Below are 13,725 nucleotides of genomic sequence, written 5' to 3'. Positions count from 1 at the left end.
TTAGTTGGGACTATTTATGAGTAAACATCTTATTAGTAAACATCACGACGGTAACGCCCAGCTTGACGCAGTTCAGCAACAACATCTTCACCTAGTATATCAATCAATGCGTGGTCAACGTCCGTTGCCATACCATTGATACTACCACAGACGTAAATCACGGCACCTTGTTCTACCCATGATTTTAATAAGGCCGCTTGATCACGTAGCTCATGATGCACATAGCGTTTCTCCGTTTGATCACGAGAGAAGGTGAGGTCTATGCGTTGAACTAAACCGGTGTTTTGCCATGCTTCAATGACGTCTTGATAAAAGAAATCATGTGCGCGTTGGCGCTCACCAAAAATCAGCCAGTTTTGCGTATAGTCTTGACGAACTCGTGTATGTAACAGGCTGAGTAAACCAGCAATACCTGTACCGTTACCAATACAAATCACAGGACGATTATCTGCAATCAGGTGGAATGATTCATTGGTGCGAATACGCAGTTGTAGTGTGCTATTGATCGCAGCATGTTGTGTTAACCACCCTGAGCCTAAGCCGAGCTCACCATCCGCATTGGATTGCTGACGCACCACTAAGCGTAATACTTGCTGACTTGGAATACTGGCAATCGAGTATTCACGAGTTGGAAGCGGTGGAAGCTGTTCAAGCAAATGATCAAGGTTGGCAAATGGTTCAACATCCGTATTTAGGTTACGATCCCATAATGCATCTTCAATACGTTGCTGAGTAGAATCAACCACTTGCTGACTTTGTATTTGGTACTTTTGCATGAAGTTTGCAATACGTTCAGCACTATTACCTGGTTGAATCTCTGCAATATCACCCGCTTGCCAATTGGCTTCATGTTGCGGTTTTAACTCAATATTAAATGCAGGTGCACCTAAACTGTTCGGGTTGAGTAAATCACGTTTGGTCAATGTCCATGCATCAAAAGTTTTTTCAATTTGCATGTGCTGAAGTTCAAGTTTAGTCGCTTTGGCTAAAGCGCTATTCCATGCTTGAATGGCTTGGGTGTCGCCATTATTGACTTCAATCGTGTTAAACAGGGGCTTCGCAGCATTACTCTGCATCCAACGATGAATCGCATGACCAAAGCTACAGAAAGTATCCGGATATTCTTCTGAACCTAAAGCTAATACGGCAAACTGAACATGACTCAAATCGAGGCCTTGTGCCATCAGTTTACGTTCAAAGCTTGAAGCAAGGTCAGGTGCTTCCCCAGTGCCATAGGTACTTGCAACAAATAAAACCTGAGCGGCTTGCGTTAAGTCATCTGCTGAAAGTTGCTGAACAGCTTTCACTGTGACAGGCTGACGAGCCTCTTGTAAGCTTGTTGCTGTACGCCATGCCAATTGTTCAGACTGACCTGTTTGTGATGCATAGCAAATTAACCAAGGCTGTGCATTTGGGTCGATGGTAACTGGTGCTAAGCTTTGACGGGCTTGCTGTGTCAGTTTTTTCTGTTTACGACGTTTGAGATAGAGCATCCATCCTGTGACAAAGAACAGCGGCATCATGAGGGATGCAATAACCACAAAGAACTGATAAATCGGTCCGAAGAAACTACCACGATGCACAGGTAACATGCTGGTCATGATTTTTTCATTTAGCTTTTTATCTTCGTATAACTCGATATCGGTAAGAGCATCCGTTTTGTAGTTATAAGTCGCTTTGTTGCGCGCACGCTCATGTTGAGGGACGGCATCCACAAAGTTAATTTCTAATTCACCATTGGCTTTTTTCGGAATATTAAAAGTGACACTTGAGTATTCACGACCAATATTTTGATTAAAGCCATTCCAACTTTGCGTAAGGGCAATATTCACTTGTTCTGGTTTTAGACCACGTTTTTCTCCGCGACCTTCAGCACCATGTTTATTTTCTTGAGCGCCGTGTTCAGAGGGACTCGACGTTGCAGGATTTCTTTCAGAACGTGCTTGGTGTTCGCCATGAGTTTGTTTTGCCTCAGTGGCTTGTTTTTCACCACCTTGCTTTGCACCCGCTTGTTCAGCAGGTTGTCCATTCGGTTTTGGACGTTCTTGTAACTGGGGCTGTGGACGTTCAACGCCCATGACTTTAAACATGCCATTACGCCACCAATCATAAGACCAGTACAGACCTGTACATGCCAAAATGAGATAAAAAACAATCACCCATGTGCCGACGACTGCATGTAAATCCCATAGGAAATTACGTCCTTTGAGTTTCGGTTTTACTGCAAGCCATTGTTTTACAGAATGTCTTTTTGGCCAACGCAGATACAAACCACTCAATACAAAATAAATCAGCATCAGTGTACATGCGCCGGTAATTTGTTTACCTACAGGGCCAACAGTTAAATTACGGTGTAGTTGCTGTACAAACTGGAAGAATTTTTGACCTTTGATTTCAGGTAAAACTTCGGCTGTATAGGGGTTAACCATCATGTTATAGCCACGACGAGCACCTTCTTTGACAATATTCACGGTACTTGAGGCGGTAGCATCTGAGGCAATAGAGATGCTGTTAATTTTCATGTCAGGATCAGACTGACTAAAGTGCTGATAAAGCTCAGCAGGGGGTAGTTTAGGTTGCTGTTGAGCCTGAACCACATAACTGTCCTGATTGATTGCTTTAAGTATTTGCTGTTCATAGGAATAAATGGCACCTGTAACCCCCATAAGCGAGAGTATTAAGCCGGCACTAATCCCCAAGAACCAGTGAATCTGGAAAAGGGTTTTCTTAAACATGATGGATTTAATATTGATAAAAGGTTGCTGAATTGCGACGAATTATAAACGATGATGTAGTAGAGAATGTGGAAAAAGTAAGTAATATTCATTCTCATTATTGTAATTATCAATGATCATTCGAAAATTAAACAGATAAAAAAACCTCCAAAAAGCGGAGGTTTTTTATACATAAATGTCTGTTTGGCTTAAATAGCTTTAGCAGGGCCTACAGTTTCATTTAAGTGTTTACGAATGGTCGAAAATGGAAACTTCTTGCTATCCATACGTTTAGGCAAGATGTATGCACCGTCTTGACCCTTCACTTTAAAGTTTAAAAGGATGAAGTCTTTAGTGTCATACCATTCATGAATGTCTTTCCAACCGACAGTCATCGTCCCCATGTTTGCGCCCATACGTTGCTGCATAGAGATCCCATGCGGCTGAACACCCATACGAATGCCTTTAATTTCTTGTACAGGGACTTCGTTCAGTTTGCGTTTCGCATACCACTCGATACCGAATTTACGCACAAGGAAGTAAATCACAACACAGACAATAGCTACCCAGCAAAATACTGTTGAATAGTTCTTAATAAAGATGAGGCCCAAGAGTGCCAGTGCAAGAATTGCACCCATAATTAGCCATGCTTTTTTGCCAATTTTGAAGTTACTGCGAGACAGAACAAGTTGAGCATAACGTTGTTCTTCTTCAGAAATTTCATAAGCCACTGGCTCTAGCGTGTAGGCATATAAATTTTTTGCGGTCATAGTGAAAGTAACAGATTTAAAACTGTAAAAAGTTTAGCATTATTTATACCAATTCAGTGAGTATATTGTTCCAAAATCATCCAAATTATAGTGAAGCCAGTTCCGTCGATGCTTGATCATGCTCATGACTGAGATTTTGTTTCAATTGGCTAAATTGGTTCAACACGTTAAACATCAAAGAAAGCTGTTGTAGCACAATCAAGGATTTTTGATCTTCCTCACTGTTTTGTGACAAACGCTGACGGATTTCTTGCAACATATTTTGCGCAGATAAGTCTGGAACTTCGTCACGCAGCAATGCACCTTGAATGTCATCTGTGGCTTTATCCAATAAGGTTAAGACCTGTTGGTCTTGAATTTTTTCACGATGCGCACCTAAGGCCGCGATATAACTAATAAAGGTATGATTGAGACACAAAAACTCAAAGGCCAAAGCTTTTTGAGTCGGATCGGTATCGGGTTCGGTGGCTAAAGTGGAAATCAGTGAAGCCACTTCTGCATCTGTATTGTGGGCTGCACGACGGACCACACGATAATTCAACCCGTTATTACGACCAGATTTGTATTGTTCAACCACTTCGACCAAATAATCACACTGCGCTTGAATCGAACGGCTGATGGTTCGAGGCAGGCGACGGAATTTCCAATCTGGGAAAATGAAACTCACACCAAACCATGCTAAGGCACAACCAATCAGTGTATCAATCATACGCGGCATAGCTGCGGCAAAACCCATGCCATCTAAGTTAAAGTTGATCAGCGCCAAAATCGTAATAAACGCAGTGGCTTGTGCATATTGCTTACTGCGTAATTCAAAAAACAGCACGCCACTTAAAATGAGCAGTAATAACTGACCTTCGACAGAAGGGACAAAATATAAAATTGCATAACCTAAAATAATCCCGACCAATGTGCCAATGATACGTAAATAGAGGCGGCGCTTGGTGGCGTTAAAGTTCGGCTGGCTGACAAACAGGGCAGTCAATAAAATCCAATAGCCATAACTGATATTGGTCACTTGGACAAAAATATAACCAATAAATAACACGGTCGATAAACGCACAGCATGACGGAACAGCACCGATTCAGGGCTCAAATGTTGTTTGAATCGAATGACGATGTCGTCCCAACCTTTTAAATCATCATCTTTTAAACGATTTTCAATCAGGGCTTGTCGGTCAATATAACGCTCGGTTTCGACATTACGTAATTGCGCATCGATGCCTTTTAGGTTCTGGTATAAAGCAAATAAAGAGTTGATCCAAACTTCATCATATTTTTGCTCTTCACGCAGCTTTTCGAGTGACAGTTTTAGATTGTGGAATGCATGTTTAAAGCGTTGATTATGATGATAGGGTTTTCGCTGTAAGATGCTGATACTCAAATCTTTACAGGCTTTTCCTTGAATCGAGAGCACGCGTTGAAAGCGAAATAAAATATCACTATGTTCAAAAATACGGGTTAATTTTTGATAATCAATATGTGCGGAATCGGCACGTTCATGAATGTCTTGTGCGACAAAATAATATTGCAGGCTACGACGTGTATCTTTTTGTCCACGGTCGCCTTTTAAACGCGTTAATAAGGCTGTTTTCATATCGTTGAAAATGCCAATTAATTTGCCATTTTCCAGCGACAGCTCAATTAAACTTTGCTGATAACTTTCGGGTGTCATATCGACATCAAACAAGTTAGATTTTGCAAATAAGAAGTCACCTAGAGACGAATAGCTTTGCGCCAATTTGTCCTGAACTTGACGTACAGGAAATAGCAGAAAGCTCAAAGTCGAAAGTAGTCCATACCACATCGCACCTATGACCAATAAACCTGCTTGTGTATACCAATGTTCAAAAAGTTCAACCCCAAGCATGGAATACACGGAGATCACCAAACAGCCATAAGAAATGGTGGCATAGCGACGACCCAATGAACCCAAAAGAATCCAACCGATACAAGAAACGATCAGCCCCAATGCAAATAAAATCGGATGCGGGAACAACAGATAAATGGATACTGCAGTAACAAAGAACCCAATATAGGTATAAATTTGATTGAGCACGCGGACTGAAAAGCGGTCATCGATATCACTTAGACCTGCGGCAACCACACCCAAAGTGAGGGGAATGGTCATCAATTGCTGATCTAAAAAATATGGGACAAAGGCTGTTCCTGCGAAGGCAATGACCATGCGCAAGTTATACATAAAGGTCGTGTTATAGGTTGCTTGTTTCAGTCGTGCGAGCCAGGCGTTCAAAATTTTTCCTTTGCTAAAGCGATGGGACAGTAAGCAATGTGTATCGTGTGAATTTTCACATTGAAGCCAAGAAATAATACTATGTGCAGTGTAAACTTGTCTGCAAAACTTGCTTGCGATAAATGAATTATTCTTATGAAAAGCGTCGAATCACAAAAGGAATTTTCTCAACGCTGGATCGTCTTGTTGGCGTTGCTGACTGCTTTAGGTCCACTTTCAATCGACATGTATTTGCCGGCTTTACCTCAAATGGCCGACGATTTTGGTGTGACAACGCAACAAGTGGCCAATAGTCTTCCAGCGTATTTCTTGGGTTTGGCGATTGGACAGTTAATTTACGGGCCGGTCAGCGACCGCATTGGGCGTAAAACACCGCTATATTTCGGTTTGGTTTTATATATTTGTGCCAGTTTTCTGTGTGTCTTTGCCAATAGTGAATGGAGCTTGATCGCGGCTCGCGTTCTGCAAGCCTTGGGTGGCTGTGTCGGTGTAGTGATTGCCCGTGCTGCAATTCGTGATCGCTTAAGTATGCAAGCTTCTGCTCAAGCCTTTGCCAGCATGATGATCGTGACAACAATTGCACCAATCATTGCACCTACTTTAGGCGCATGGGTTTTGCAGGTGTTTGAATGGCAATACATATTTGCGGTATTGGCGCTTGTCGGTATTTTTTGTCTTTTCTGCGTACATTTTTTCTTTCAAGAAACCCTACCTGTTGAGCGGCGCTTAAACTTAAGTTTGAAACAAGTCTTAGGTTTATATAGTGCCATTTTGCAGGATGCAAGTTTCCGCAAGCCGATGCTCACAGGCTGTTTTTCTGGCGCGATTTTATTTTGTTATATCAGTGGTTCTTCTGCCATTTTGATGGATGGTTATGGTCTGAGCCAACAGCAATTTGCTTATGTATTTGGTGCGAATGCTTTAGGGATTATGGTGTTTTCGACCCTCAACAAGAAACTTGCCAATCGACTGGAGGTTCGACATCGTTTGCAATTGGGTAATGCACTTCAATTGTGTGGTGTGCTGATCTTATTGGCGGCAGGATTATTTAATCTTTCATCTATCGTTGTTGTAATGTTGGGCATGTTCTTATGTGTTGCTTCAATCGGCTTCACTGGGCCAAATGCCATGGCATTGGCGATGTCTGAACAAGGCTCACGAGCTGGCACAGCCAGTGCCATTATGGGAAGTATGCAATTTGCCTGTGGTCTAATGGCTGGAGTGTTTTTGAACTTTTTAGTATGGTCTGCGCTGATTAATATGGCCCTGATTATGTTGCTGTTTGTGGTTATTGCAATGTTCACCATGCGTAGTTTAAAAGCTTCAGCCATGGGGTGAACTGAATGAGGGTGAAGACGTTTAGCTGCTTTTGTTTAAACGTCAGTCATCAATGTACGTGTATTAAGCATACGCGTCATTCATTATAAATGTTCATCATCCATAACTATGAATGATTGTGCTATTTTCCCATTGTGAGGTCAGTTTCTATTTTCTCGAAACTTATATCTAAACAATCATCCACTTGAAAATAAAAAGTGAAACAGTGGATCGCTGTTGTCCCACTCGAATGAAATAGAGCAACTGATAAATAAGTATTATTTGCATCAAACACAGTACTTTATGCTGAATCAATACATTGTGAATGTCTCTATCGGTAATATGTCGGATTTTATCATTTTTATGACATACCTATAGGGTATGGATATTTACCTTTAAGGTATGAGTAATGAGCTTTTTTGCCATCTGTATCGGCTAAGTCTGAATTTTAACTAAATATTTCAGTCTATTTTCAGTGATGGATTCAGCGTTTTTGCTTTTTGCTTTCAAGTATTTCGTTCTTGGGAGCTGCAAGTTGGGGCTTTAATGCGACTAAAGCACAGATAGGCAGCTTGAAATTTGTCCGCTCAAATAGGCGAATAACAAAGCGCCCAGAGTTAGGGCATACAACAATGACAGGACAATAGAGAGCTTAGGATGAAAACTCAAACTGTATTCCACCCAATGAAAACCCTTGTTGTTGCCATGAGTTTGGCAACGGTCTCAATGACTCATGCAGGCAGCAATACTTCTGAAATTGAACAATTACGTGCAGAAGTTGCAGAACTGAAAAGTTTAATTAAAGCGCAGCAGCAAGTTCAACAACAGCAACAAACAGAGATTCAGCAAGTTAAAGCGCGTCCTGTTGCACCACCACCGCCACCAGCTACTCCAGCTGCAAGCTTAAAATCTAAAACAGGTGCAGATGTAAGCCTTTACGGTTTTGTTCGTGGTGATGCAAACTACATCATTGAAGGTGCGGATAACGACTTCAACAACGTACATACCTCTAAAGAAGAAGCACGAGATAAACTTCGCGCAACTGCAAAAACCACACGTTTTGGTTTAGATTTTACAGCACCTGTCGGTGGTGATAATAAAGTGGGTGGTAAAATTGAAGTCGACTTTGCAGATGCAAGTGGTTCAAATGATGGACTTCGCTTACGTCACGGTTACTTAACCTTTAACAACTGGTTATTTGGTCAAACGACATCTAATTTCTTATCTAGCCATGCACCAGAAATGATTGATTTCAATACAAACTTGGGTGGTGGTACTACACGTATTCCTCAAGTTCGTTATAACTACAAATTAGCTCCAGATACTCAATTATTTGTTTCTGCGGAAGAAGGAGATAGTAAAGGGACTGTTGCTGCAGATCCAACTTATCGTCTTCCAAACTTAACTGCCAAAGTGACTCAAGGTTTTGCCGCAGGTAAAGGTACCGCTTCAGCTCGTGCATTGGTTGAAAACTACAAATCTAAAGCAGCAGATGACACAGAAACAGCTTGGGGTGTAGCAGCGGGCGCATCTTATGCAGTCACTGATCAATTGAAATTGAATGGTGATGTTTCTTATACAGAAGGTAATAGTAACTATTTATATGGTTCTAACTCGGCTTATTCTGTAGTCGATGGCAACATCGAGCAAAATAAATTCACTGCTGTACAAGTGGGTGCAACCTATAAGTTTAATGAAAAACTACGTTCAACTTTAGCTTATGGCGCGCTATTTGCGGATGATGGCAGCGCGTATGCAAAAGATGCATCTAACTCAAATGCGAACGAAGAAGCACAGCAAGCTTGGATTAACTTTATTTACGCACCTGTAAAACCAGTTGAACTTGGCTTAGAATATGTGAACGGTAAACGCAAAAACTTTGCGGGTGAATCTTATAACGATGACCGCGTTGGCTTAATGGCTAAATATAGTTTCTAAGCTCAAACTACTGATCTAATCAATCAAAAAAGCCTGACTCAGTTCAGGCTTTTTTGTTGAAACAGGAGATTTTTCAACGCAAATTAACCCATAGCACTAAGCAGATGGAATCACTAAATCGCCTGAGTCATGATGTCGTACAGGTTAAAGCATTCATTTAACCACGTCTTACATGGGCATCATGTTCAAATCTTTAATATTTTATATAGATAAAAAATGCGAATACATTTTAGTAAAAACAAATAGATATAACTTTAAATTATAGCAAATAAAACTTTTTGTAATTAAAATTAATGAAATTTTATTGTTCAGGCTGCATAATGTGCGACTTTTCAGAAATAGTGCGAAACAGTACAGACATACACAATGTTCTGTCATTGAATTTGCTTCATTTGAGGCTGTTTCTCAGTTTAAAACTTTTAGCGATTTGTTAGTCATTTTGAGTTAATTTTTAAAGCTCAGACTTACTTATTTGAATCAGATGATGAATATTTTTCAAACTCTTTAGCTTGAGTCGTTGAATTGCATTATTATTGATTTGAAATTACAAAATGTAGTTGTATTTCAGACCATAAAGGCAGCTAATGCTGATAGAAGAGCTTTAAAAATATTCAAATAATTTTGGACAAATTATATGGAATTTAGTTTTAACGCGTTTTATACCTTAATCGCAGCGGTAATTGTGCTTTTGTTGGGACGATTTCTTGTTAATCGTATTGGATTTTTAGGTCGATACAACATTCCAGAGCCTGTTGCCGGTGGTTTAGTTGCCGCGATTATTTCTTTGGTGGTACACAGTCTTTGGGGCTATAGCATTACAACGAGTAGTGAATTACAAACGAGTTTCATGCTGATTTTCTTCGCTTCTATTGGCTTAAGTGCAAACTTTGCCAAATTAAAAGAGGGCGGAATCGGCTTGGTCATCTTTATCGTCGCTGTTGCTTCATTCATCATGGTGCAGAACCTCGTAGGTATCAGTCTTGCGACGGTGCTAGGTATTGACCCTCTTATTGGTTTGATTGCAGGTTCTATTACCCTTACCGGTGGTCATGGTACTGCAGGCGCATGGGGTGAAATTTTAGAAGTGCAACATGGCATTCAAGGTGCATTAGCCTTAGGTATGGCAAGTGCGACATTTGGTTTGATTATTGGCGGTATTATCGGTGGTCCACTGGCGAAGCTATTAATTAACCGCTATCAACTTGCAACGCCTCGTACTCATGAACAAATTGAAAAAAGTGATAACACTCCTCTAGCAGATATTAATTCAACAGAATATGTGCCGTTTGAATATCCGCATCGAGTTCGTCTCATTACAGCAGATAATGCGATTACCACATTAGGTTTATTTGCAGGGTGTTTAGCATTTGCGGACTTCATGACCGATTTTAGTAAAGGTACTGTATTTGAATTACCGACATTTGTTTGGGCACTGGCTGGTGGTGTAATTTTGCGAAATGTACTGGAGGGTATTTTCCGCGTACAAATATTTGATCGTGCAATTGATGTATTTGGTAATGCTTCATTATCACTGTACTTAGCAATGGCATTATTATCGTTGAAACTATGGCAGCTATCAGATCTTGCAGGACCATTAGTTGTGATTTTGGGAGCCCAAACATTAACAATGGCACTATATGCTGCGTTTATCACTTTCCGTGTCATGGGTAAAAACTACGATGCTGCTGTTTTATCAGCAGGTCACTGTGGTTTTGGTATGGGTGCAACCCCGACGGCTGTGGCAAATATGCAAGCGATTACAAATATGTATGGCCCTTCACATAAGGCATTCTTAATTGTGCCGCTATGTGGTGCATTCTTTGTTGACTTAATTAATGCGACGGTTATTCAATTAATTCTCAAATTTTTCGCTTAATTCTACAAAGGCTCTAATTTAGAGCCTTTGTTTTTGTATTCGCATTTTAGGTATTGATTATGGATGAACAATTAAATGCAACTCTCATGGGCTGGGTCAAAGTTTTTAATGATCCGCTTTGGGATTTCTTAGTCGTATTCTTAGTGGCGGTTGGTATTTTCTATACCTTAATCACTGGCGCAGTTCAGATTCGTCTATTTTTTCATAGTATTAAAGTGATGAAATCTAGCCGTAAAGAAGGCGATGATGAACATGGGATTACACCATTCCAAGCCTTTGTGACGGGACTGGCCAGTCGTGTCGGCGTAGGTAATGTCGCAGGTGTTGCAATTGCGATTGCAATTGGTGGGCCAGGTGCAGTGTTTTGGATGTGGTTTACCGCATTTTTAGGCATGAGTTCAGCATTTGTGGAATCTTCACTTGCACAGCTCTTCAAAGTGCGTGATACGCAAAATCAGCAATTTCGTGGTGGTCCAGCGTACTACATCACGCAAGGCTTGAAGCAAAAGTGGTTGGGTGTGGTTTTTGCCATCGCGCTGATTTCAACTTACGGTTTTGTCTTTAATGCGGTGCAAGCCAATGCGATTACAGGTGCGACCTCACATGCGTGGGGCTGGGATAAAGCCAATATCATTTTAGACTTAGGTGGTTTCGGTTTCGAAATCTCTTGGGTGGGCTTGTTCTTGGTGTTCATTACTGCGCTGATTATTTTTGGCGGGATTAAACGAATCGCCAAAGTTGCAGAAAGATTTGTACCCTTTATGGCGTTGCTTTATCTCGCAGTTGCTTTCTATGTTGCATTTGCTAACTTTGCGATGCTCCCAGATATTTTCCAGTTAATTTTCAGTAAAGCCTTTGAATTTGATGCTGCGGCAGGTGGTTTTTTCGGTGCCATGGTTTCTATGGCAATGATGCAGGGGATTAAACGTGGTTTATTCTCGAATGAAGCGGGTATGGGCTCTGCACCCAATGCTGCGGCAGCATCAGATGTTAAACACCCTGTCAATCAAGGCCTAGTTCAGATGCTCGGTGTCTTTGTCGATACATTTGTGGTGTGTACCTGTACGGCGATCATTATTTTGGCATCTGGCTTGTATGAAAATGCAGGCTTTGAAGGCGTTGCTTTGACGCAAATGGCGCTTGAAAGCCAGATTGGCGCATGGGGAGATGACTTCCTTGCCATAATCTTGTTCTTATTCGCTTATTCTTCAGTAATCGGTAACTATGCTTATGCTGAAGGTAATGTGCAGTTTATCAATAACAATCCTAAGGTCATGTTTGTATTCCGCGTATTCGTCCTCATGATGGTGTACTTTGGTTCAATCATGAGTGTGCCTCTGATTTGGAACTTAGCGGATCTCTTCATGGGCGTGATGGCGAGTATTAACCTCTTTGCAATTTTATTGCTGACTCCATTCTTATTGATGTTGATGAAAGACTACACCTCACAGTTAAAACGTGGTGTAAAAGAGCCAGTGTTTAAGATGGATGAACATCCAAAATATAAGGATCGTGTTAATTCCGATATTTGGTAAAGTCAAAAATTAACTTTAAAAAGCTCCGTTGTCGGGGCTTTTTTTGCTAGATAAGAGCTTAAATCCTGATGTGGAAATTCTGCTAGACATTGAAATTTTGACAGCCAATGACTTTCTAGGTTGTATGTCAATATAATGTGCATCGGTCAGAGGCATTAACGAATAATAACAGTGACGTGAATGCGGACTGATTAGACTACTTTTTCTCTTCAAATCTCGAGTTGCATTTGGAATATCTCTCAATGAAAAGCATAACTGTTTTGATGACTGCATTCGCAATCAGCCTTGTGGGTTGTCAAAGTGTGGGCTCAAAAAAGGTCAGCGCTGAAACAACATCACAAATTCGAACTTATACAGCAGCACCTGCTCAAGTGGCGAATAACCGCATTGACTTTAAAAAAGTGAAAAAGCAGGAAAAGCGTCCGATTGTTGCTTTGGTTTTAGGGAGTGGTGGGGCACGTGGTTATGCACACATTGGCGCCATTCAGATACTTGAACAGCAGGGAATACACCCAGATTTTATTGTTGGAACCAGTGCGGGTAGCATTGTGGGTTCAATCTATGCTTCAGGTAAAAGTGCCAATGAGTTAAGAGATATCGCCTTAAATATGAAAGCCAATGATGTTCGAGAAATACGTTTGGACAAAAAAGGCTTTTTTGATGGTAAAAAAGTTGAAGATTATATTAATGAGCAAGTTGATGACGTGCCTTTAGAGTTGCTAAAAACCCCAATGTATGTGGTGGCAACCGAGTTAAAGGATGGCAAAAAAGTCGTGTTCAACTATGGTAATACGGGACAGGCCGTTCGTGCTTCGGTGTCGATTCCGAGCATGTTTATTCCAACGATTATTGAAGACACTGAATATGTCGATGGTGGCTTGGTCAGTCCAGTTCCTGTGGACGTTGCACGCGATTTAGGGGCAGATATTATTATTGCGGTGGATATTTTGGCACGACCGATTCATACCGAAACGTCGAATGTTTGGGGCTTGTTTAACCAAAATATCAATATTATGCAAAATCGTTTAGCTCAAGAAGAGCTCAAGCGGGCAGACATTGTGATTCAACCTGATTTACGTGAAAAAGCATATATATTTGATGTGAAAGGGCGTGAAGCGACGATGCTTGCAGGAGAAGAGGCAACCTTGGAAAAACTTGGAGAGATTTCTCGGGTTTATGCTGAACATCAATACAGCAAGGGACATCATATTCCTTATTTAGCAGCCAAAGACTAGGCTGGTACAATTCGCAAATTGATATGCATCCTGTTCACCTCCCAGGGTGCATTTTTATTTCAGCTAAGCATTTTAATTTTTGCTCT

General features: G+C 41.0%; 8 protein-coding genes. 5 read left to right on the top strand and 3 right to left on the bottom strand.

Annotated features, from left to right (window positions below; translation table 11 throughout):
- Positions 1–32: 32 nt before the first annotated feature.
- The 3 genes from FTU06_RS03170 to yccS form a co-directional block, all read right to left on the bottom strand.
- A complete protein-coding gene (locus FTU06_RS03170; RefSeq protein WP_180144911.1) occupies positions 33–2,735 on the bottom strand; it encodes a sulfite reductase flavoprotein subunit alpha in 2,703 nt (900 codons plus the stop codon).
- 188 nt (positions 2,736–2,923) lie between these two features.
- Positions 2,924–3,484, bottom strand: coding sequence for a YcxB family protein (locus tag FTU06_RS03165; protein WP_078191438.1), 561 nt, complete (start codon positions 3,482–3,484; stop codon positions 2,924–2,926).
- A gap of 85 nt (positions 3,485–3,569) precedes the next feature.
- Positions 3,570–5,738 (bottom strand): YccS family putative transporter, encoded by a 2,169-nt coding sequence (gene yccS / locus FTU06_RS03160; RefSeq protein WP_180144908.1) that lies wholly within the window; start codon positions 5,736–5,738, stop codon positions 3,570–3,572.
- 135 nt (positions 5,739–5,873) lie between these two features.
- Between yccS and FTU06_RS03155 the strand changes: the two genes are divergently transcribed.
- The 5 genes from FTU06_RS03155 to FTU06_RS03135 all read left to right on the top strand — a co-directional run bounded on the left by FTU06_RS03155 (position 5,874) and on the right by FTU06_RS03135 (position 13,639).
- On the top strand, positions 5,874–7,076 hold the full coding sequence (locus tag FTU06_RS03155; protein WP_180144905.1) for a multidrug effflux MFS transporter: 1,203 nt from the start codon (positions 5,874–5,876) through the stop codon (positions 7,074–7,076).
- A gap of 636 nt (positions 7,077–7,712) precedes the next feature.
- The gene (locus FTU06_RS03150; protein WP_168379288.1) at positions 7,713–8,993 is read left to right on the top strand and encodes a DcaP family trimeric outer membrane transporter; all 1,281 of its coding nucleotides are present in this window, start codon (positions 7,713–7,715) and stop codon (positions 8,991–8,993) included.
- A gap of 634 nt (positions 8,994–9,627) precedes the next feature.
- The gene (gene gltS, locus FTU06_RS03145; protein WP_180113780.1) at positions 9,628–10,869 is read left to right on the top strand and encodes a sodium/glutamate symporter; all 1,242 of its coding nucleotides are present in this window, start codon (positions 9,628–9,630) and stop codon (positions 10,867–10,869) included.
- A gap of 59 nt (positions 10,870–10,928) precedes the next feature.
- Positions 10,929–12,404 (top strand): sodium:alanine symporter family protein, encoded by a 1,476-nt coding sequence (locus FTU06_RS03140; RefSeq protein WP_180089121.1) that lies wholly within the window; start codon positions 10,929–10,931, stop codon positions 12,402–12,404.
- Between the two features lie 242 nt (positions 12,405–12,646).
- Positions 12,647–13,639, top strand: a complete 993-nt coding sequence (locus FTU06_RS03135; RefSeq protein ID WP_180144902.1) for a patatin-like phospholipase family protein — start codon at positions 12,647–12,649, stop codon at positions 13,637–13,639.
- The last annotated feature ends 86 nt before the right edge of the window (positions 13,640–13,725 follow it).

The organism is Acinetobacter sp. YH12052, assembly GCF_013419835.1.
GTDB classification, from domain to species: Bacteria; Pseudomonadota; Gammaproteobacteria; order Pseudomonadales; family Moraxellaceae; genus Acinetobacter; species Acinetobacter amyesii.
Note: the sequence above shows the minus strand (reverse complement) of the source record. Positions and strands in the feature narration are given on the sequence as shown.